21 protein-coding genes are annotated in these 21,038 nt (G+C 64.5%); 6 read left to right on the plus strand and 15 right to left on the minus strand.

The genetic code is table 11. The annotated features are described in order from the left end of the window. Window position 1 precedes the first annotated feature (1 nt). The 5 genes from JOD47_RS17750 to JOD47_RS06245 are packed head-to-tail and all read right to left on the minus strand — an operon-like array spanning window position 2 to window position 5,848. Window positions 2-1,972 (minus strand): beta-galactosidase, encoded by a 1,971-nt coding sequence (locus JOD47_RS17750; protein WP_307836213.1) that lies wholly within the window; start codon window positions 1,970-1,972, stop codon window positions 2-4. 27 nt (window positions 1,973-1,999) lie between these two features. Further along, window positions 2,000-2,626, minus strand: coding sequence for a hypothetical protein (locus tag JOD47_RS06230; protein ID WP_204532967.1), 627 nt, complete (start codon window positions 2,624-2,626; stop codon window positions 2,000-2,002). Beyond that, window positions 2,623-3,528: a carbohydrate ABC transporter permease gene (locus tag JOD47_RS06235; protein ID WP_372432792.1), complete on the minus strand. Its 906-nt coding sequence runs from the start codon at window positions 3,526-3,528 to the stop codon at window positions 2,623-2,625. Before JOD47_RS06235 ends, JOD47_RS06230 begins: the two co-directional genes overlap by 4 nt. Next, window positions 3,525-4,511 (minus strand): carbohydrate ABC transporter permease, encoded by a 987-nt coding sequence (locus JOD47_RS06240; RefSeq protein WP_204532968.1) that lies wholly within the window; start codon window positions 4,509-4,511, stop codon window positions 3,525-3,527. The genes JOD47_RS06235 and JOD47_RS06240 overlap by 4 nt, the downstream gene beginning before the upstream one ends. Window positions 4,512-4,549: 38 nt before the next feature. Beyond that, window positions 4,550-5,848 carry an ABC transporter substrate-binding protein gene (locus JOD47_RS06245; RefSeq protein ID WP_204532970.1) on the minus strand — a complete coding sequence of 433 codons (1,299 nt, stop codon included), beginning with the start codon at window positions 5,846-5,848 and terminating at the stop codon, window positions 4,550-4,552. 186 nt (window positions 5,849-6,034) lie between these two features. Between JOD47_RS06245 and JOD47_RS06250 the strand changes: the two genes are divergently transcribed. After that, on the plus strand, window positions 6,035-7,021 hold the full coding sequence (locus tag JOD47_RS06250) for an acetylxylan esterase (RefSeq protein WP_204532971.1): 987 nt from the start codon (window positions 6,035-6,037) through the stop codon (window positions 7,019-7,021). A gap of 110 nt (window positions 7,022-7,131) precedes the next feature. Then, window positions 7,132-8,220 (plus strand): hypothetical protein, encoded by a 1,089-nt coding sequence (locus JOD47_RS06255; RefSeq protein ID WP_204532972.1) that lies wholly within the window; start codon window positions 7,132-7,134, stop codon window positions 8,218-8,220. 119 nt (window positions 8,221-8,339) lie between these two features. On the opposite strand, the gene JOD47_RS06260 is transcribed toward JOD47_RS06255, so the two are convergent. The 9 genes from JOD47_RS06260 to JOD47_RS06300 all read right to left on the minus strand — a co-directional run bounded on the left by JOD47_RS06260 (window position 8,340) and on the right by JOD47_RS06300 (window position 15,458). After that, window positions 8,340-9,296 (minus strand): DUF5996 family protein, encoded by a 957-nt coding sequence (locus JOD47_RS06260; protein WP_239548029.1) that lies wholly within the window; start codon window positions 9,294-9,296, stop codon window positions 8,340-8,342. A 21-nt stretch (window positions 9,297-9,317) separates the two neighbouring features. Then, on the minus strand, window positions 9,318-10,079 hold the full coding sequence (locus tag JOD47_RS06265) for a flavodoxin family protein (protein WP_204532974.1): 762 nt from the start codon (window positions 10,077-10,079) through the stop codon (window positions 9,318-9,320). After that, the gene (locus tag JOD47_RS06270) at window positions 10,072-10,506 is read right to left on the minus strand and encodes a DUF4260 domain-containing protein (RefSeq protein WP_204532976.1); all 435 of its coding nucleotides are present in this window, start codon (window positions 10,504-10,506) and stop codon (window positions 10,072-10,074) included. The genes JOD47_RS06265 and JOD47_RS06270 overlap by 8 nt, the downstream gene beginning before the upstream one ends. Window positions 10,507-10,719: 213 nt before the next feature. Further along, window positions 10,720-11,301 carry a small multidrug efflux protein gene (locus tag JOD47_RS06275; protein WP_204532978.1) on the minus strand — a complete coding sequence of 194 codons (582 nt, stop codon included), beginning with the start codon at window positions 11,299-11,301 and terminating at the stop codon, window positions 10,720-10,722. A 70-nt stretch (window positions 11,302-11,371) separates the two neighbouring features. Then, window positions 11,372-12,163, minus strand: coding sequence for a MerR family transcriptional regulator (locus tag JOD47_RS06280; RefSeq protein WP_204532980.1), 792 nt, complete (start codon window positions 12,161-12,163; stop codon window positions 11,372-11,374). A gap of 64 nt (window positions 12,164-12,227) precedes the next feature. Beyond that, entirely contained in the window at window positions 12,228-13,106 is an 879-nt protein-coding gene (locus tag JOD47_RS06285) for an alpha/beta fold hydrolase (protein WP_204532982.1), read from the minus strand. Next, a complete protein-coding gene (locus JOD47_RS06290; protein ID WP_204532984.1) occupies window positions 13,106-13,348 on the minus strand; it encodes a hypothetical protein in 243 nt (80 codons plus the stop codon). The genes JOD47_RS06285 and JOD47_RS06290 overlap by 1 nt, the downstream gene beginning before the upstream one ends. Beyond that, a complete protein-coding gene (locus JOD47_RS06295; RefSeq protein ID WP_204532986.1) occupies window positions 13,345-14,250 on the minus strand; it encodes an alpha/beta fold hydrolase in 906 nt (301 codons plus the stop codon). The genes JOD47_RS06290 and JOD47_RS06295 overlap by 4 nt, the downstream gene beginning before the upstream one ends. Before the next feature lie 188 nt (window positions 14,251-14,438). Beyond that, a complete protein-coding gene (locus JOD47_RS06300; RefSeq protein WP_204532988.1) occupies window positions 14,439-15,458 on the minus strand; it encodes an aldo/keto reductase in 1,020 nt (339 codons plus the stop codon). A gap of 117 nt (window positions 15,459-15,575) precedes the next feature. Between JOD47_RS06300 and JOD47_RS06305 the strand changes: the two genes are divergently transcribed. Together JOD47_RS06305 and JOD47_RS06310 are read left to right on the plus strand one after the other, a co-directional pair. After that, window positions 15,576-16,166: a TetR/AcrR family transcriptional regulator gene (locus JOD47_RS06305; RefSeq protein WP_204532991.1), complete on the plus strand. Its 591-nt coding sequence runs from the start codon at window positions 15,576-15,578 to the stop codon at window positions 16,164-16,166. A 110-nt stretch (window positions 16,167-16,276) separates the two neighbouring features. Further along, a complete protein-coding gene (locus JOD47_RS06310) occupies window positions 16,277-19,030 on the plus strand; it encodes an ATP-binding protein (protein WP_204532993.1) in 2,754 nt (917 codons plus the stop codon). Between the two features lie 32 nt (window positions 19,031-19,062). On the opposite strand, the gene JOD47_RS06315 is transcribed toward JOD47_RS06310, so the two are convergent. Continuing rightward, a complete protein-coding gene (locus tag JOD47_RS06315; RefSeq protein WP_372432841.1) occupies window positions 19,063-19,554 on the minus strand; it encodes a TetR/AcrR family transcriptional regulator in 492 nt (163 codons plus the stop codon). Window positions 19,555-19,652: 98 nt separating this feature from the next. Between JOD47_RS06315 and JOD47_RS06320 the strand changes: the two genes are divergently transcribed. Both JOD47_RS06320 and JOD47_RS06325 read left to right on the plus strand, forming a co-directional pair. Further along, window positions 19,653-20,180 carry an SDR family oxidoreductase gene (locus tag JOD47_RS06320; protein ID WP_204532997.1) on the plus strand — a complete coding sequence of 176 codons (528 nt, stop codon included), beginning with the start codon at window positions 19,653-19,655 and terminating at the stop codon, window positions 20,178-20,180. A 69-nt stretch (window positions 20,181-20,249) separates the two neighbouring features. Then, on the plus strand, window positions 20,250-21,020 hold the full coding sequence (locus tag JOD47_RS06325; RefSeq protein ID WP_204532999.1) for an isocitrate lyase/PEP mutase family protein: 771 nt from the start codon (window positions 20,250-20,252) through the stop codon (window positions 21,018-21,020). Window positions 21,021-21,038 lie beyond the last annotated feature (18 nt).

Consider the following 21,038-nt stretch of genomic DNA (forward strand, 5'->3'; position numbering starts at 1 on the left):
CCTACGCCTGGCGCACCAACGCGTACCCGAACGACTCCAGGTGCACCTTGTCCACGGCCTCCCCGCTGAGCAGGTCCGTTCCGGACACCTCGACGGCGACGGCGTCAACCCCGTGATTGATCAGCGTCACCACGTCGCCGCGCTGCGCTACCTCCACCAGCTCCGGCAGCCCTTCAAGCACGGGCACGACGCCGGCACCTGCGAACACGTGCGCGCTCACCAGGCGGGCGCCGTCGTCGTCCGGCACTGTTGCGAGATAGTAGGCGCGGCCGGCTCCGGCCGCGCGTGCGGTGAAGGCCGGCAGCCCCTCGGTGCGTCCGCTGCTGAAGGGAGCGAGCACCTCCGCGTCGACTGCGGCGATCTCCTCGGCCAGGTACAGGCCGTCGAAGGTTTCCGAACCGAACGTGACAGGGGCCGTGCGCTGGCCCGGGGTGGACGACGGCGGCACCAGGGCCCCGAATTCCTCCAGTGTGACACCGAGCAGAGGGCCCAGTTGGGTGAGGTACCCGCCCTCGCGGAAGCGGTCATGCTCGTCGACGACGTCGCTGAACGCGGTCACCAGCAGGTGCCCGCCGCCCTCGGCGAAGCTCGTGAGGTTCGCCGCTCCATCTTCCTTGAGCAGGTACAGCTGCGGCGCGACGACGACGGCGTACTGCGCCAGATCCGACGTCGGCTGCACGAAGTCCACCTGTACGTGCCGGCGGTGAATGGCGTTGTACCAGCGCTGCACACACTCGACGTAGTCGAGGACAACCGGGTGGTCCGGGTTCTCGATCGCCCACCAGTTCTCCCAGTCGAAGACGATGGCCACGCGGGCGTCCTTCGAGCCGACCGGCAGCGCGGGCAGCGACGCGAGATCCTCACCCAGCTGGACAACCTCACGCCAGGTACGGGTGGACGTGCCGGCGTGCGGCAGCATAGCGGAGTGAAACTTTTCGGCGCCCGCGCGGGACTGCCGCCACTGGAAGAACAGGATGCCATCGGCTCCACGGCCGACACTCTGCATGGACAACGCCTGCATCTGCCCCGGCGCCTTGGGGGCGTTAGTGGGCCGCCAGTTGAGCGCGTTCGTGGACTGTTCCATGAGCAGCCACGGGGTGTCCGGCTTGAAGGAGCGCATCAGGTCGCGCTGGAAGGCCCCGGCACGGAAGCTCTCGGCCTCGTTGGGGTCCGGGTAGCAGTCGTCGGAGATGACGTCCATCTCCGCCGCCCATTCCCAGTAGTTGGCGGGCTTGAAGGCGCCCATGAAGTTGGTCGTCACGGGCTGGGTGGCCCCGGCGGCGCGGATGATGTCCCGCTCCATCCGGTAGCACTCGAGCAGCATGTCGGATGTGAAGCGCCGGAAGTCGAGCAGCTGGCCGGGATTGTGGCTATAGGGAGCCTTGCGCGGCGGGAAGACGTGGTTGAAGGACTCGTAGTGCTGCGCCCAGAACCACGTTCCCCAGGCAGCGTTCAACTCCTCGAGCGTGCCGTACTTACGCTCCAACCAGACGCGGAACGCATCGCGGGCCGAATCGGAATAGTCCAGGTTGAGGTGGCAGCCGTACTCGTTGTTGACGTGCCACAGCACCACAGCCGGGTGATCCACGTATCGCTCGGCGAGTCGCTGCACCAGGGCCGAGGCCAGACGGCGGTACGACGGCGACGACGGCGCGTAGTGCTGCCGGCTTCCGTGCCAGTACGGTGCGCCGTTCTCATCGCTTGCGAGGATGTCCGCGTAGGCGACGGTCATCCACGGCGGGGGCGACGCCGTCGCGGTGGCAAGGTCCACCGCAATACCGCCCTCGTGGAGCAGATTGATGACGCGGTCGAGCCACTCGAAGTCGTAGACGTCCTCCGCGGGCTGGATCCGCGACCACGCGAAGATGCCGAGGCTCACCATGGTGACCCCGGCTTCCTTCATCCGCTCGACATCTTCCGGCCAGACCGATTCCGGCCACTGCTCAGGGTTGTAATCGCCGCCGTAATGCACGGTGTTCCTTTCGGGAGTGTTGGAAAATCAGCGCTTACGCTCGCGTTCCTTCACAACGAGCACAGCGAAAACAAGGCAGCCCATTCCGGGCACGATCAGCGGCGGCAACTGCCAGGTCACGACGACGGTCAGCGCCAGTGCGACAAGCAGCGGGACAATCGCGCCCGGGTCCGAGGCAAAAGCCTGCACCCCGTCCCGCACTGCCTGCCGCCACCCCTTTTCGGGCGTCCAGCGGACCGCCGACTGCAGCAGCGCCAGCGCGAACCCGGCCAGGGCCACGATCCCGACGGCGAACACCGCCTGCCAGCCGGGCAGCACCTGTGTGCCTGCGAGCAGGAGGTTGAAGAGCAGGACCAAGGCGAGCGCCGTCGTCGTCAATCCCACCACCCAGCCGGTGCGGAGGGCGGACAGGAAATCCACCCACCACTGGCCGAGCGTGGAACGCTCGGCCAGTAGGTAGCGGTGGAGGTGCCGGTTGGAGGCTGCGATCGCCGCGGGGAGCGTGATCAGCAGCAGGCCGCCGGCGACGGTGAGAATCCCTATCCACAGCACTTCCGCGAACAGCGCGAACTTCCCCTCGGCACCCGGCCACTTGAGCTGGGTGCCGTCTGGTTGGGGTCGTTCGCGCCGTTTGCGGACGCTGCGGGGTGTCATCCCTTCAGGCCCTGGGTGGCGACGCCGTCGACAAGGAACCGCTGGAAGATAACGAAGAACAGCATGACCGGCAGCAGTGCCAGCACCGCGATCGCGACCGTGGCGCCGTAATCGGAACCACTGGTTTGGTCATTGAACACCCGCAGTGCCAGCGGCAACGGGTAGTTGTCCGGCGAGTTCAGGTACAGCAGGGGGCCGAGGAAGTCGTTCCAGCTCCAGATGAACGCGAAGATCGACGAGGTGATGAGCGCCGGCTTGATCAGCGGAATGGTGATGGACCAGAAGATGCGCCAGTGTCCACACCCGTCGATGCGGGCTGCCTCGTCGAGTTCCTTGGGCAGGTTCCGGATGAACTGGACCATGAGGAAGACGAAGAACGCTTCGGTGGCCAGGAATTTGCCAACCAGGAGGGGGAAGAAGGTGTCGATCATCCCGAGGTTACGGAAGATCATGTACTGGGGAATGATCAGCACGTGGAACGGGAGCAGGAGCGTGCCGATCATCATGGTGAAGAACAGCGGGCGGCCCTTGAAGTTCAGGCGGGCGAACGCGTAGGCAGCCATCGAGGAGGAGATAACTGTGCCGATCACCGCGCCGATGCCGAGGATGGTTGAGTTCCAGAAGAACTTCCAGGTGGGAATACCGGCGACGCCCTCCATGACCTTGAAGAAGTTGTCGAAAGTGGGGTTCTCCGGCAGGAAGCTGTTGTTCGCACCGAACTCGGCGCTGGGCTTGAACGAAGCCGAGATCATCCACAGGAGCGGATAGAGCACGACGGCGGTCAGAAGCACAATGCCGATGATCCAGGCCACCGTGGCCGCAGTCTTTCGCCGGGGCTGCCGGCGCTTACGCGTCGGCTGGACCGGCGGCACAGCTGTCGGGTTGGTTTCGATAGTGGTCACTTTGAGTCACCTCCGTAGTGCACCCAGCTCTTGGAGGTGCGGAAAAGGATGAACGCGAGGATGCCTACGGCGATCAGGAGTACCCAGGCCATCGCCGAGGCGTAACCCATCTGGTTGTTCGTGAACGCTCGGGTGTAGAGGTAGACGGTGTAGAAGTTGGTGGCGCCGGCAGGGCCGCCGGTTCCGGAGCCGATGATGTAGGCGGAGGCGAAGATCTGGAACGCGCCGATCATTTCGAGCAGCAGGTTGAAGAAGATCACCGGAGAGAGCATCGGCAGGGTGACGCTGAGGAACTTGCGCCATGCCTTCGCGCCGTCCACTGACGCCGCTTCATAAAGCTCGGCTGGAACTTGCTTCAGGCCGGCCAGGAAGATGACCATCGGGGCGCCGAACTGCCACACCGCGAGGAGGATCATCATTGGCATGATCAGGGCCGGCACACCGACCCAACCGCCGAGGTTGATACCGAAGAGGCTCAGACCGCTGTCCACCGGACCGTCGGCGGAGAACATGGCCCGCCACACGATCGCGATGCTGACCGATGCGCCGATCAGGCTCGGCGCATAGAACGCCGACCGGAAGAACCCGGTGCCCCTGGTCTTGTAGTTCAGCAGCATCGCCACACCGAGTGCGGCTGCCAGCTTGATCGGTGTGCCGACGAGGACGTAGATCATGGTGATCTGGACGGATCCCCAGAAGACGGTGTCTCCGGCCATCCGTTCGAAGTTGCCCAGGCCGGTCCACTCGGGGGCCGTGAACAGGTTGTAGTCGGTGAACGCAAGGTACAGCGAATACAGCATCGGGCCCAGGGTAAGTGCGAAAAGCCCGATCAACCATGGGGAGAGGAAGAGGTAGCCCGCGACGTTCTCCCCGTTGTTTTTGCGTCTGGGCTGCCCGCCCGTCCGGCGGTTGCCCGCCGGACGGGCGCCGGGTTCGGCGGTATTGCGGGTGTGTGTTGGCGCGTGCGCCGATCCCGTGGTCATAGCCTGCTCCTAATAGCGGTGATAGCTAAGGTCGGTGTTCAGCTGCCGAGCGTAACGGCAGCCTCGTCGAAGAACTGCTGCGCGGCTTCTTCAGGAGTGATCGCATCCAGACCGATCGAGGTGCCGAGCGTCAGGAAGGTGTTTTCGAGTGCGCCGTAGCCCACGATCGGAGCTGCAGGGGGCTCGCCGATGCGGTCAGCGACCGAGTCCAGGTACTCCTTGACCTCAAGCTCAGGGCCTTCGAGGGCGGCACCTTCGAGGGCGGTCTCCGAAGCGGGGACACCCAGGGAAGCGCCGAAGATCTCGCCGACCTCAGGGCTGTTGATCAGGAACTCAACGAAGGCCACCGCTGCTTCAGGGTGCTCGGTCTGAGCTCCTACGGCGTGCAGCATGGAGGGCTTCTGGTAGAGGTCCTTCACCGAAGGATCGCTGGTGGGCGGAGCCAGGATGGTCAGGTCCTCAGCACCGGTGTCTGCCAGGTAGCCGCCCATAAAGTTGGACCAGGTCATTTCGCTTGCGGTGAGGTTGGAACCGAAGCCTGACTTCGGAGCCACTTCCTCCAGCTTGCGGCCTGGAATCACGGCGTCGCCCGTCCGCAGCTCCGCGGTGCTGCCCCAGAACTCAGCCAGTTCTTCCTGAGTGAAGTTCAATTGGCCTTCCTCGGTGAAGAGTTCGCGACCTTCCTGGCGAAGCTTCAGCTCGAAGTTCTGGATGCGGCCGGTGTAATCGGTGCCGCCCCAGATTTCGTCGCCGGCTTCACTAACGCTGGCCATGTAGGCCTCGTAGTCCTCCCAGGAGGTGCCGCCTTCGTAGCCCTCGACGCCGGCCTGCTCGATCAATGCCGGGTTCTCGAAGAGCGACCAGGCGTTGTACCCGGTGGGTACTGCGAGGGTCTGATCCTCAAGCTTGCCGGTGGCGAGCAGCGTCTCGTCGATGGAGTCGGTGGTCAGGCCGTTGCCCTCGTACTCGGTCAGATCCATCAGCAGGCCGTTCTGACCGTACTGGCGCAGGTAGCTGTAGTCGAACTGCATGACATCCGGAAGCCCGCCGCCTGCTGCTTCGGTCTGGCGCTTCTCCCAGTACGCGGGGAAGTCCATGAAGGTTCCGTTGACGTCGATGTTCGGGTTTTCTTCCTCGAACAGTGCGATCGCCTCGTTGTAACGCTCAGCGCGGTCCTCGTTACCCCACCAGGTGAAGTTGAGGGTGACTTCCTCATTCGGGTCAGGGGTGCCGCCGGCTTCGCCGCCGCCATTGCCGCCGCACGCAGTCAGCATGAGAGCTGCCGCCATGGTGACCGCTACGCCGGACCCGGCGCGTCGTGAAAGTTTTTTGAACATCTTTGTCCTCCTGGGAACGGCTCAGATTTGAGGTGAAGCTCTTCGGGCCGCTGGTACAGTGGTGTACATCACGGGAAAGCGCTCTCCATCGAGAGTAAATTGAATCGTCTCAATGCGCAAGGCCTACTCCTAGAATAATGTGAGCTGTGATACTTCCGAGACACAATGAGCGAAGGAATTCTTCAGATGCCGCAGTTTGACCTCCCTCTCCGCGAACTCGAGCAGTACGCGCCGGATCGCGCCGAACCCGCCGATTTTGACACGTTCTGGGAGAAGACCCTTGCCGAGACTGCGGCCTTCTCACTCGATGCCCGGTTCGACGAGGTCGATGCCGGCTATTCCGAGCTGGTCACCGAGGATGTCACCTTCGCGGGGTACGGCGGGCACCCCATCAAGGGGTGGATGCTCCGGCCGCGCTCAGCCTCAGGTCCGCTGCCTACCGTTGTCACCTACATCGGTTACGGCGGCGGAAGGAGCCTCCTCGGCGAGTGGACCGCCATCCCAAGCACCGGCGTCGCGCATTTCGTCATGGACCTGCGCGGGCAGGGCGCCGGGCACCGCAGCGGCGACACTCCCGACCCCGGCGTGAGCGGGCCCCACTTCGGCGGGCACCTGACGCTCGGCATTGAATCCCCCGAGACCTATTACTACCGGCGGCTGTTCACGGACGCGGTGCGTGCCGTCGAAGCGGCACAGGCGCACCCATTCGTTGACGCTTCGCGGGTGCTGATCTCCGGCGGCAGTCAGGGCGGGGCGATTGCCCTCGCGTCTGCGGCCCTGTCCCCCGTCTTCCTTGAGCACGCGCCGCTGGGCGTGATCGTGGATGTGCCGTTCCTTTCCCACGTCCGGCGTGCAACGGAGATCGTCAACACCGCACCGTACAGCGAGCTGGTGCGCTACCTCGGTGTCCAGCGCGGCCGCGAGGAAGAAATCTTCAGCACGCTGGGCTATTTCGACGGCGTCAACTTCGCCGCCCGCGCCACCATGCCGGCGCTCTTCTCGGTGGGCCTGCTCGACGACGTCTGCCCGCCCTCGTGCGTCTACGCCGCGTACAACGCCTACGCCGGTCCGAAGTTGATGAACGTCTTTCCCTATAACGGGCATGAGAATGGCGGGGCGGTCCAGGCGGCAGAGCACATCCGGTTCCAGCGTGAGGTGTTCGCTTCGGCCTAGCCCCCTGGGAAGTCCTAAACCCTGGGAAGTTTTGCGCAGATATGGCGGGTTCGGATGCCCTCGGACTCACCGAAGCTGCACGAATCTTCCGAAACGTGGATCATTGAGCGGTGCCCGATACTCCCCCGCCGCCACAGCCTGGCGATGTTCCTGAAACGCAACCCGGTAACGTTCCCGAACTGGTCCTCGGCGTCGTCATTCCCCCGTCCCTCGACACTGCCACGGTGCAGGAGCTGACTGACAATCTCCCGCGTCTGCTCCGCGAGTCGTACCCGGGTGTCGGGTGGCGCATGGTGATAGCGGTCGAAACGCTCGACGGACGCGCGCCGTCGGAACTGCTGGAAACCGCGCGCGACCGGCTGCTGGACGAAGACTGGGATCTCGCCGTCGTCGTCAGCGACCTTGCACTCCGCAGCGGACGGAAGCCGGTGCTCACCCAAATCAGCCCCGTCCACAGGGTGGGGCTGATTGCGCTGCCTGCGGTCCGCGCAGTGGGCCGCCGGGGAAACATGACGACGGCGGTTGCACGCCTCGTCGGGCCGCTGGCCGGCTGGGACGACGACGACGCGCCCGAAGACCGCGCCCGGCGCGCCCGCGAAATGGCCGACGACCTGCCCGACCACGCGGACGAAAACCCGATCCAGTTCACCGGACGGGTGGTCGCTGGGAATGCCCGCGTGCTGCTCGGGCTCATCCTCGCGAACCGGCCGTGGCGCCTGGCGGTCACCCTCTCCCGGGCGCTGACCGCCGCTGCCGCAGCAGGCGTGGTGACCCTCGCGACAAGCGACCTCTGGCTGCTGGCCACCGCCTACGGTCCCCTGCGGCTCACTCTGCTGACCGTGCTTGCTGTCGGTGCCGTCACACTCACGCTCGTGATCGGCGCGGACCTGTGGGAACGTCCACGGCGACGGGTGGAGCGGGAGCAGGTAGCGCTGTTCAATCTCGCGACGACGGCGACCGTAGTGATCGGCGTCATCACCTTCTTCGGTGCGCTGTTCGTGCTGTCCTTCCTGGCAGCGGTGCTGCTGGTCGACGCGGGAGTGTTCGCCGCCGTCGTCGGTGAATCTGTGGGACTGACTGAGTACGCGCAGCTCAGTCTGCTGACCGCAGCCCTGGCGACCGTCGGCGGTGCACTGGGCGCGGGGCTGGAAAGCGACGACGTCGTCCGGGCCGCTGCGTTCACCCGCAACGACGTCTGACGGTCGCAACGTCTACTTCGGCTCCTCACGCAGAGCAATCCGGACAAAATGGCGCACTATTTCGCTCCATCCTTTCCGGATTGCTCAACCTAGTGTCCGGACTGCTCTTTTCCGGAAGGTCACCGGCTGCGGGACTGCTCATCACGCCAGCGATCAGGATGGTCTTCCAGTGCCACACGGTCCCAGCCACCGCCATCGGCGGCCGCCTGGTAGGTGGAGTGAAGGAATTGGCCCAACATACGGTCCGGATCTTCAGCGCTGCGTACAGCCTCGTACGGCAACAGGAACTGTCGGTACTCGGAGCTATAGAAAGCACCCGGCGGCATGACCGGATAGTCGGAGAAACCCTCTGGCTCAGGGTAGGCATAGGAGTAGAACGCGCCCTCGTCCCCGCCGCCGGGCCAGAATCCGCAACTGCTCAATTCCCGCGAGTAGCCCTCCAGCATCACCCAATCGCCGCAGTTCGGGGCACCGCCCGGATGCGGCGGCGCCATACGCCCCGAAAACCTGGTGCAGGCCAGGTCCATCGCTCCCCAAAAGAAGTGGACCGGGCTGACCTTCCCGACAAAGTGCGACCGAAACTCGCCCAGGACCCGGCCGGCTTGGAGCAACTGACGCCAAAACAAGTGCGCCGCTTCGGCGTCGTAAGAGGCGTGTTCATAGTCTTCGGCGAACGGAATCGCCGGCTCAACCTCGTTTGGCCGCGATTGAATCTCCGCCTCAATCCCCAACTCAGCGAGGGCTTCCATGGTTTGGGCGTAGAAATCGGCGACCGGTTTTGGCTCCAGCGGCACAATTTTGCTCGAACCATTACTGCTGCGGATGACGAGCCGGTGATCGATGAAGTCGAACTCCATATCGAAGGTCCCGGCTCGGTACGGAATCCTTGATGTGGTCAGCCCCCTGGCGCTGACATAGAGCGTGACCTGCCACCAGTGGTTGAGCAGGGGTGCGTTCACCAGCCGGATCTTGCCCACAATCTGGGTCCACATGTGCAGGGTATCGCGGGTCGCTGTCCAATCCGCGACCCGCAATGAGGGCCATGTATCAGCGGTGGACATTTGTTTCGCGGTCATGTTTGCTCCTTACCGCTTCGGTTAGCGGTGCTCGGGGTTCTGCTGGTCCGGTGCACAGCCGGCGTCCCATTCGCTGCGCCGGTTCCCATACGCCGGAACGCCACCTGCAGCCCGCAACATCGCGGCGAGGTGCAGCAGGTTGTAGGTCATGAAAGTGGTGTTGCGGTTGGTGAAGTCGTTTTCCGGTCCGCCTGAACCGGGATCGAGGTAGGAGGGGCCCGGGCCGACTGCTCCGATCCAGCCGGCGTCGGCCTGCGGCGGGATGGTGTAGCCGAGGTGCTGCAGGCTGTAGAGCACATTCATTGCGCAGTGTTTGACTCCGTCCTCGTTGCCGGTAATCAGGGAGCCGCCCACGCGGCCGTAGTAGGCGTACTGGCCCTGCTCGTTGAGGATGCTGGAGCAGGCGTAAAGCCGTTCGATCACGCGTTTCATCACCGAACTGTTGTCACCCAGCCAGATGGGGCCAGCCAGAACCAGGATGTCCGCAGCCAGCACGCGCTCGAAAATCACAGGCCAGGCATCAGTCTGCGAACCTTGCTCGGTCATATCAGGCCACACTCCGGTGGCGATGTCATGATCAACGGCCCGAATCTCGTCCACCTCGACCCCGTGGGCACGCATGATGCCGCTGCTACGGCGCACCAGTCCGTCAGTGTGGCTCTGTTCGGGAGAGCGCTTCAGGGTCGCGTTGATGAAGAGGGCCCGCAGTCCGGCAAAGGACGGCCGTTCGGTGTGATCTGCATCCGCCGTCGCGGCGGGCCCGGTACTGTCAGTCTCAGTCATTGATCGGGCTCTTTTCACGGCTAGTCATCGGAACAGGTGGTCGGTCGGCATCGATCGGCTTCCGACCGATCCGCCCGAGGTGCGTGTGCGTGAAGTCCTCCAGCTTGAGTCCGTAGCCGAGCGCCCGATCAACAGCGACGTGAAAAGCCCAGCATGCAGCGAGGAGCGCAAGCCAGGTCGCCTGACGACCGCCGAGCAGAAGGGCGAAATAAAGCGACAGCACGAGTGCCGGGCCAGTGTAGTTGTGCATCAGATTGTAGGTGACTGCACCAGCCCGGGAGCTGCGCAAATAGCCCAGGGCTGACAGGTCGAACAGGAGAAACGCGGCGAAAAGCAGCCACCAAGGCTGACTGTAAGCGATGACCGCGATCATGATCGACGACGCAATCGCCGCATTCTCTACCCGTTGGATCGTCGTGGTTTTCATGCTGCCTTCTCCTGCTGCTTCCTACTGCATCGTCTCGTTATTTGCCACACGGCGCTAGCGACCGCCAGCCCGAGGCCTGTCGTACCGAGCAAAACCGCAACGACGGCGAGATACTCCGTGGGAAGAACGGCGTCGAATTCGAGGGGGGCTCGCGTAAGCACGGCGACCGCCAGCAACACCAAGCCCAGCCCGGGCGGGATTTCCCCCATGGGATCAGGCCATTGTGACGACTTGGAGTGCAAGCAGGACCGAGACCGTGGCGATGGTGGTCCACAGCGCGATCGCAATGGCCTGCCACAGCAGAACCCATCCGCGCGGAGTGCCGCCGGCCACCAGGATCGCCGAAGTGAACTGCGTGGGGATGGCGAGCGGCCCGAGGAGGCTCGCGCCTGGTACGCCGAAGCGAACAAGCCACCTTTCGAAGCGCTTCCGACCCTTGGAGTCGGGCTTGGCTGGTGCCTGCTGTTCGGCAGCCGCGGCGCCGCCGCCAGCGGACCCTGCGACGGCAGTTGTCCCCATGGTCGCGCCGACCCTGTCGGAGCGGCGGTTCACGACGGCGGTGCGCGCCTGTGATGTAAGAAGCACCACGAGGAGTACGCAGATGAAGTTTCCAGCAGCCGCGGCTACTGCCGCAACGACGGGGTTGACGCCACCGACGATGCCGATGATGGACGCGCCCTCGCCCTCGATGAAGGGGACGGCGCCGGCCAGCATCACGATCAGCGGCTGAATCAATTCGGGCACCTGGGCCACGAATTCTCGGAAGTTATTGACGAGTTCCTCGATGGGATTCATCTAAGGCTCCTTGCTAATGTGGGTGACATTCGTCGCGCCACGGGGGTTTTTCTCAGTAGAAACCCTGTCCTTAGAACGGGGTCAAGTTGAGCAGCGACAAAGCTTCAGCGGAGGCTTCAGCATTGACGCCGCCGGCGCGTAACTGCTCTTGTGCGAGCATGCCCGCACGGGTGAGGACGTCGAGTTGAGCGGAGTTGTACAGTTCGACCACTGCCTCGATAAACGTTTCCTGCGTGACGTGTTCACTTTTCGACAGGTGGCGTGCCGGGTCCTGCAGCCATGGGTACTCGATCAGGTTCTTCACAAGAGTCGGCGCGAGCCGCTCCGCAAGTCGCTGCCGGGTCGCGTCGTCAGCCTCAGTCGGAAGTGCGTTGATTTCTTCCCCGACCACGCCGGCCTCGGCGTCGACTTCCACCATGCGCCGTAGGTCCGCCATGGCGTCCTCGTCATACAACTGCGTATAGATGTGGATGATGGAGCTGTCTGAGTCGGAAAGGTGCGAAGCGATCGACGCGAATCCCGCAGGGGCGTCAGCGGGAGAGTTTTCGCGCAGGATCGCGGCGATGTCGGCCCGTGCCCGACGCAAACGCTCCATGCCGGCCGCGAGCTCAGCATCCAGCTCGCGCAACGCATCCGGTGTGCCCTCGCCGCCTGTGCTGACCTCCCCGATCCGGGAGAGCGGAACACCCAATTCCGCAAGTCTCCGAATCCTCAGCAGCCGCACGAGGTCCCTCACACCGTACTGCTTGTATCCGTTGTACCTGCGCTCAGGTTGGCCCATCAGCTTGAGTCGGTGATAGTGGCGGATTGTGTTCACGGTTGTGCCGGCCAAATCGGCCAATTCACGAGTACTCCACGCCATGGGTTACTCCTTCGGTGACGGCGATCGCGCTCTTTGTCTGCCGGTGGCACGAGCGCTCCTGCGGCTAACTCGTTGAGATCGTCTGCTGTTGGGTCTGCCATTCACGGACGATGTGGACGACTTGGTCCAGGTGCGATTCGAGTAGGAAGTGTCCGCCGTCGAGGAGCTCGACCCGTGCGGCAGCGACATCGCGGCGGAACGCTTCGGCCCCGGCAGCCGAGAAGATCTCATCGTTTCGTCCCCACACGGCAAGGACCGGGATCTGGGATGCACCGAGCCAGTCCTGAATCGCGGGGTAGAGCCGCCTGTTCGTGACGTAATCGGCAAACAGGTCTAGTTGAGCCCGGTCAGTCCCGGGTCGGTTCAGCAACGCAAGGTCATGCTCCCACGCATCAGGGTCGATAGTCGTTACGTCGGGGACGCCGTGCGTGTACTGCCATTCGACCGCCCCTCGTTCGAGCGCCGGCCGTAAAGCCGCCTCGTTGGACTCCGAACGATCAGCAGCGTAGGCCCAAATCGGATCCCAGAAGGCCTGGACAAATCCTTCCTCATACGCGTTTCCGTTCTGGGAGATCACACCTTCGAGGGCGCCCGGTTCTGCAAGTGCCAATCGCCATGCGATCGGGGCGCCGTAGTCCTGCACATACACGGTGTAGGTGGTGATGTTCAGGGTCCTGAGGAATCCGCGGGTGACCTCTGCCAGGGCATCGAAGGTATACGCGAAATCATCGGCAGAGGGTGCGGATGAGCGTCCGAAGCCTATGTGATCCGGCGCGAGGACCCGGTACGTTTCCGCCAGCGCCGGAATGAGGTGCCGGAACATGTGCGAACTCGTGGGGTACCCATGGAGCAGCACGAGCACCGGGGCATGCTCTGGTCCGGATTCACGATAGAAGACGTCGAGGCCGTCGACGGTCACTGCGCGATGGTGGACGGTAGGCATTACGGTCCACCATTCACAGGCGACAGCGAACGCGACCTGTCTGCAGCGTGATAGTGGAGATGTTCAGCGCCCACAACGCTCAGCAGTGTGGACCCGAGTACCGCTGCCATGCTGATACTGGTGGCACGCGGAGCGCTGGTGGTTTCTGGCCTGTGGCAGAGCTGCGGACTGATCCACATGTGCTGCCCTTCGATGAGCGCGCGGAGCTCCACCGTCTCAATCGTTGCATTCTGTTCGTTCATGGGTGGCTACTCACTTCTTGCCCTCGTTCCCGACCGGTCGCCGGGCCTGCTGGTTCTTGTTCGGTCTTGAGGAACGCGAGAAGCACCCTGTTGACCTCGGCGGCGTGCGTCCATAGCAGCCCGTGCGGAGCGCCGTCGATTTCGACGTACTGTGCATCGGGCAGAAGCGGGCGGAAGCGGCGGGCTGTGGCGTCAATGGGAAGGATCCCATCGGCCGTGCCGTGCAGGATCAGTGCCGGCTTGCCGCTGGCACGAACAGCATCGACGTCGGCGCGGAAGTCTTCGAGCCACGAGGACACCACCGCGTAGGCCGCCACAGGTGCACTTGAGATAGCGACGTTCCAGCTTCCGTTGACAGCCTCTTGACTGATACGGCTACCGAGGGTTTCGTCAAGGTTGTAGAAGTCAGCGAAGAACGATGAGTACCAGGCATACCGATCACCCTTCGCCTGGGCTTCGATCCCGTCGAATACTTCTTGAGGGATGCCCTCGGGATTGTCCTCACGAGCGAGGAGGAACGGCTCCAGTGACGCGAGGAACGCGAGCTTCTCGACCCGCTCGTGTCCGTAGCGGGCCACGTAGCGGGCAAGCTCACCGGTGCCCATGGAAAACCCGACGAGAGTGACGTCCCGAAGGTCGAGGGTTTCCAGGAGTGTGTGCAGGTCGGCGGCGAACGTGTCGTAGTCGTAGCCCGAGCCGGCCTTCGAGGACCGCCCGAACCCTCGACGGTCATAGGTGATAACACGATACCCGCTGGCCAGCAGCTCCCGGGTTTGGCGTTCCCAGCTGTGTCCGTTCAATGGATACCCGTGAATGAGAAGCACCGGCTGACCAGTTCCGTGATCCTCGTAGTACAGCTCTATCGGCGTACTGTTCTCTTTCCCTACGGTGATGAATCCCATGGCTGTTCCCTTCGGCGGTCCATCGTGCGGTTGTCAGTTCGGCTTTTTCGGCGATCCGCGGTTCGCACCGCAAGATCAGGCTCGCATTGGAACCAGTCAGTACGCGTCGGTGAAAGCCACCTAGACCGGCATCCATAGCCACCGTGTTGCAGCGCGGCAACACGGTGACTACTGCTGGCCGTCATGTTTCACCGGCGCCGCAACGCTACGTCCAGCAGTGCTGGAGCGGCGTCATTCTTCTCGTGCGCAGCCAGGTCCGTGCCAGGCACGACGATCCCGTCGATCGCATCGAGCACATCGGTCGCCAGCACTATCTCAGCGGCCGCAAGCTGCGAGGCGAGGTGGTCGATCGTGCGCGGTCCGATCAGAGCACTGGTTACCCCTGGGTGGGCGGCGACGAACCCCAGCGCCAGCTGAATGAGAGTCAGATCTGATTCCTCAGCGAGGGCCGCGAGTTTCTCGACGGCGTCCATCCGCGCCTGGTTCCCGGGGTCAGCGAGGTCGAAACGCTGCGGCATGAACGCTGCACGGTTGGTGGTCACTTCCCGGTCACGGCGCACCGCACCGGAGAGCCACCCCGAAGCCAGTGGACTCCACACCATCACGCCGAGTCCATACTCCTGAGCCACGGGCAGCACATCACGCTCCACGCCGCGCTGCAGGATCGAATAGCTGGGCTGCTCGGTGACGAACCGACCTATCCCGGCCTTGGTAGCCGCCCACTGGGCCTGAACCAAGCGGTGGGCCGGATACGTAGAGGTTCCGAAGTGACGGATCTTCCCGGCCCGCTGCAGATCCGACAGCGCCGAGAGGGTCTCCTCGTCGCTCGTGGCCGGATCCCACCGGTGGATCTGGAATAGGTCGACATAGTCGACACCCAGCCTGCGCAGGCTGCCCTCAAGTGCCGCAGTGAGCCATCGCCGCGACGCTCCCTTCTGCCCGATCCTGTCGCTCATTGGCAGCCCGGCCTTGGTCGCCAGCACGACCTCGTCCCGGCGTCCGACGAGGGCTTTACCGAGCAGTTCCTCGGATTCCCCGCCGCTGTATACGTCGGCCGTGTCAACCATATTGATCCCGGCATCCAGTGCAGTGCCGACGAGCGCGTCGACCTCGGCCTGCGTTGTTCCGCCGATTCTTCCGAAGTTCATCGTGCCCAGGGCCAGGCGGCTCACCTGGATGCCTGTGTGTCCGAGGGTGCTGTACTGCATAGCGTTCTCCTGTCGTGATGTTGTGTGGCGCAGCGCCCGATCTGGCAAGATTGAACCGGAGCAGCGCTCCGTTAAAGATACGGAGCGTTGTTCCGTTTAGCAAGGAGGAGCCCCGCCATGCCAAGCGCCACTGAACCCGGCCGCTCAAAGACCGCGCCCCCAGCCCGTACGCGGCGGTCTGACGCCCGCCGCAACGAGCAGGTCCTACTCGGGGCCGCGGCGCGGATATTCGCGGAGTCGGGCATTGATGCCCCGGTACGGCTCATCGCGGCAGAGGCCGGCGTGGGAATGGGGACCATCTACCGCCATTTCCCTTCGCGTTCCGAGCTGATCGCCGCCGTCTACCGTCATCAGGTCGACGCGTGCGTCGACCTCGGGGAGACGCTGCTCAAGGACGGCTCACAGCCGTTCGCGGCACTGGCCGAGTGGTTCGACGCCTTCGTTGACTTCCTTGCAACCAAACACGGGCTCGCAACCGTCCGCACCCAGGACGAGTCGACCGGCAGTCTGCATGACTACTTCCTCGACCGGCTCGTGCCGATCTGCGACCGCCTCCTCGATGCCGCGCGCGCAAATGGCGAAATCAGCGCCAAAGTTACCGGGTATGAGTTGATGCGCGGCGTCGGCAATCTCTGCCTTTTAGCAGGAGATGATGGTCGCTACGACCCACGCAAGCTCACCCATTTGCTCCTGGCCGGCACCCGCTGACAAAAACCATTCGCCCGCGGTGAGGCTACTGCTTGGCAGGCCTCGTTCGCGTCGGTGACAATTACCTAGTAAACCTAGTATTTCGACGACAGACCCAGGCGGGAGCGAATTTGACGCAGCTCTTGGGTCGCCGCGCAGAGCGCGAGGCGATAGAACTACTGCTGGCCCAGGCACAGGCCGGACGCAGCGGCTCGGTTGTGGTGCGTGGCGAAGCGGGAATCGGGAAGACAGCGCTGCTGGAGCACGCACGCAAAGCAGCGGCCCCACTAGGGTTCCGGGTGGAGACGTCAGTCGGAGTGGAATCCGAATCGCAGTTCGCATTCGCGGCCTTGCACCAGCTCTGCACGCCCCTGCTGGACCGCGCGAGTGTACTGCCCGACCCGCAACAAGCCGCCTTGAGCGTGGCCTTCGGGCTCCGCGAAGGTGACGCGCCGGACCGGTTTCTGGTCGGTCTGGCTGTTCTTAATCTGCTGGCCGAGATCGCCGACGAGAGTCCTTTACTGTGTCTCATCGACGATGCGCAGTGGCTGGACTCGGCGTCCGCACAGGTACTGACATTTGTGGCGCGGCGGGTGGCGGCCGAGCGGGTCCTGCTGGTTTTCTCGGTGCGCGACTCCAGCGACAGTGACATCGGGGAGGTGGTTGACCCGTGCGCCGGATTACCGGAGCTGCGCTTGGAGGGGTTGGGCGAAGGCGACGCTCGGACGTTACTGACCGCCGCGTTCCGCGCCCCGCTGGATGACGAGGTGAGTGACCGGATCATCGCAGAAGCCCGCGGTAATCCTCTGGCCCTGCTTGAGCTTCCACAGGGAGCGCACGCAGCACAGTTGGCTGGCGGCTTCGAACTGCCGGGAGCGTTGAGCATCCCGCGCCGCATCGAGAACAGCTTCAAGAGCCGCTCGGGCAGCCTGCCCGCCGAAACCCAGCTGCTTTTGCTGGTGGCCGCGGCGGAGCCGACCGGCGATGCGGCGCTGCTGTGGCGCGCAGCCGCGAAGCTGGAGATCCCCCGCGAGGTAGCGGCGCAGGCGGAGGCCGCCGAGCTGCTCCAGATCGACGCCAGGGTGACGTTCCGCCATCCACTGGTGCGCTCGGCTATCTACAAAGCCGCGACACCACCCGATCGCCGCCGGGCCCACCACGCATTGGCCGTCGCAACCGACCCGCAGCTGGACCCCGACCGGCGCGCCTGGCACCGGGCACAGGCGGTGATAGGCGCCGACGAGGAAGTCGCCGCGGAGCTGGAACGCTCCGCCGACCGGGCGCGCGCCCGCGGGGGATTGGCGGCAGGAGCCGCCTTCCTGCAGCAAGCGGCCGAGCTGACGCCGGACCCCTCTCAGCGAGTGAGACGGGCGCTGGAAGCCGCACACGCCAAGCACGGGGCCGGCGCGTCCGAGGACGCCTTGAAGCTGCTGTCGATAGCGGCGGGCGGGCCGTTGGACGCACTTCAGGACGCCCGCCTGAAGCTGCTACGCGCCCAGATCGCATTCCACCTGACGCGAGACGAAGCGGCACCAACGATGCTCCTTGATGCCGCAAAAACATTTGCCCCGCTCGACGCAGCACTGGCCCGTGAAACTTACCTACACGCTCTGGACGCGGCGATCATCAATGGCGGCGCCGCTGGGGCCGGTATTGCCAAGGTAGCGCTTGCCACTTCCGCCCTCGGGGTTGCGCCGCGACCGGTGGACCTGCTCCTGGAGGGGCTCGCGACGACCGTGGCCCGGGGATATGCGGCAGGAGTGCCCAGCTTGAGGCTCGCACTTAAAGCGTTGCTTGATTGTGCTCGCGTGGAAGGCGTGCAGCACTATCAAAGCAGGCCGTGGCTCTGGCTGGCCGGGCGAGTAGCTGTGGGTATCCTCGACGACGATCTTGCCCACGAACTTGCCGACTGCAACGTACGTTTGGGCCGTGCCGCCGGCGCGCTGGCCGGACTCCCAGCCGCTCTGAGCTTCCAGGCCAACGTCCTGATCATCAGCGGTCAGCTCGCCCGGGCCGGCGAGCTGGCTGCCGAGGCGACGGCGATTACGGAGTCGACCGGTGGCGTTCATTTGCGCCATGCTCAGGTCATCCTGGCCGCCTGGCGTGGCGACCGGGCCACGGCAACCGAACTGAACAACCTCACGTTTCGGGATGTCAGCTACCCGGAGGAGGGCACGGAGGTTGCTCTGGCCCAATACGCGACAGCTGTACTCCACAATGGCCTCGGCAACTACTTGGCCGCGAAGCAAGCTGCCGAAAGGGCGTGCGAATCAGTCGAGCTCTCGCTCAGCACCGTCGGCCTCCCCGAGCTCGTTGAGGCATCCGTCCGCGCCGGCGACCCCCAAGGGGCCGCGCTCGCTCTCGAACGGTTGAGTTTGCGAACTCGTGCCTGCGGTACATCGTGGGCGCTGGGTTTGGAGGCACGTTCACGGGCCCTGACTACTACTGGACCCGCTGCCGATGAACATTACCGCGAGGCAATCGAACGGCTCCGAGGCTGCCGAATAGCGACCGACGCGGCCCGCGCGCACCTCGTCTACGGTGAGTGGCTGCGTCGCGATGGCCGCCGTCAGGACGCCCGCGAACAGCTCCGCACTGCCCACCAGATGTTGTCGGACATGGGAGCGGGCGCCTTCGCTGCACGCGCCGCAAACGAGTTGCGGGCAACCGGGGAGCACCCGCGCAAACGCACCGCTCAACCTGCCGACGCGCTCACCGCCCACGAGCTGCACATCTCGCGGCTGGTAGGCACCGGTGCAACCTCCCGGGAGGTCGGTGCGCAATTGTTCCTGAGCCCGCGAACGATCGAAGCCCACCTGCGCAACATCTTCCGCAAACTTGGCATTACCTCTCGTCGGCAGCTGAGGGAACTGCAACTTCCCTGACCCAGCCCGACGGCGAGAGACGCCGCGCCGCGTCAGGATGGTGGCCAGTGCAGAAGCGCCGCGTCGACAACACGCTGTAGCGCTGCGGGAGATGCTCCGGCGGTCGCCTGCACTGACACACCGTCGGCGATCGTTGTGAGGTATCGCGCGATCAAGTCAGCATCGGCGCCTGCCGGGAGATCGCCGTCGTCGGCGGCTTTCTGGAATCGCTCACGCAAGTCGGCCTGACTTTTGGCCCGCCACGATGTGAGGATGCCCTGCACGGCCTGCCCGGTGACTCCGACAGCGAGGGCTGCGCGTACGCCCAGGCAGCCGGTGGGTCGGCCAGGCTGGGTGCCAGCGCACACCGTACCTTCGAGATATGACCGGGCGACCTCACGTGCGGTCGGAGCGTGCACCGACTCCCGCGCATATGCGCCCGGGCCGCGTTCGTAGCGCTGCAGGACCTTGAGGAACAACTCCTCCTTGTTACCGAATGCGGCATACATGCTCTTGCGGGAGATGCCCATTGCATCTGTGAGCATCACGAGGCTCGCCTCCTCACAATAACTGGGGGCGGCACGAACGGCATCGGCCGCGCCACGGCTGCACGATTGGTGGAAGAAGGGCGTACGTCTTCATCATGGGTCGGCGCGAGAGCGAGCTGAGCGAGGCCGCAGCCGCGATCGGCCGCAGCGTAACGGCTGTGCCCGGCAACATCACGAAGAATTATCTCGATCATGTCTTCGGCGTTAACGTCACCGGTACGGTCTTGACGGTGCAGAAGGCGATCCCGCTCCTCAACAAGGGGGCATCCATTGTCATCAAGCCGTCGACCGCCGCAGACCGGGGCGCAGCAAGCATGGGTGCCTACGCAGCCTCGAAGGCGGCCCTGCGCAGCTTCGCGCGTACGTGGGCGGGCGAGCTCAAAGACCGAGGCGTCCGGGTCAACGCGATTTCACCCGGACCGACTGATACGTCCGGCGTGATGGAGCTCGTCGGAGCCGAGAACGTGGCCGGATACAACGCAACCCTTGGCATGAGCCTACCCATAGGCCGCACAGCACGTGTCGAGGAGATGGCAGCCGCCGTGGCCTTCCTTGCATCTTCCGACAGCAGCTTCATGTTGGGCGCAAACCTGGTAGTCGACGGCGGAGTGAACCACCTTTGAGCCACGACGTTCGACGGCTGTCGCGGACAGTGCGGGCGCAGCCGTACCCTCTCAAGTAGAGTCACAATCATGACAACCGCTGAGAAGGCCAGTTCACTGAAGGCCCTGCACGAAGCCCCCGAAATTCTCCGTGTCGTCAACGTCTGGGACGCAATCAGCACCCGAACCGTCGCCGCCGTGCCCGGCACCCGCGCGATTGCGACCGCCGGGCACTCGATCGCAGCGAGCCACGGATTCGCGGATGGCGAGATTCCTCTCGATCTTGCACTGTCCGCCCTGGCTCGGATCGTACAAGCGACCGACCTGCCTGTGACCGCCGACCTGGACGCGGGTTTCGGGGACCCGGGCGACGCCGTCCGCCGGGCGATCGGAGTCGGCGTCGTCGGCGCAAACGTCGAAGACCGACTGGTTCCGCTGGCCGAGGCCGTCGCGAACGTGGAGGCCATCATGCGGGTTGCGGAGCAGGAGGGCGTGGCTTTCCAGCTGAATGCCCGCACAGATGCGATCGTGCGCGGCGGCGATCGCCCCCTTTCCGACAGCCTCGACGATGCGGTCGAGCGCGGCAAAGCCTTCCTGAACGCCGGCGCGAGCCTCGTGTTCGTACCCGGGGTTTTGGACCGGGAGTCCACCGACCGCCTCGTCGCCGGCCTCGGAGAGCGCAAGCTCAGCGTCATCGGCCTACCGGGTGCGCTGTCCGCCGACGAGTACGAGTCACTGGGTGTGGCCCGCATCTCCTACGGCCCACTCACCCAACGTGTCGCCCTGCGCGCGTTGCAGGATGTCACCGAGGATCTTTACGCAAACGGCGTCATCCCGAAGGACACTCCCGCGCTCAACTGAAATAACGACGGGGCCCGG

The sequence above is a fragment of the Arthrobacter tumbae genome (assembly GCF_016907495.1).
In the GTDB taxonomy this organism is placed as follows: Bacteria; Actinomycetota; Actinomycetes; order Actinomycetales; family Micrococcaceae; genus Arthrobacter_D; species Arthrobacter_D tumbae.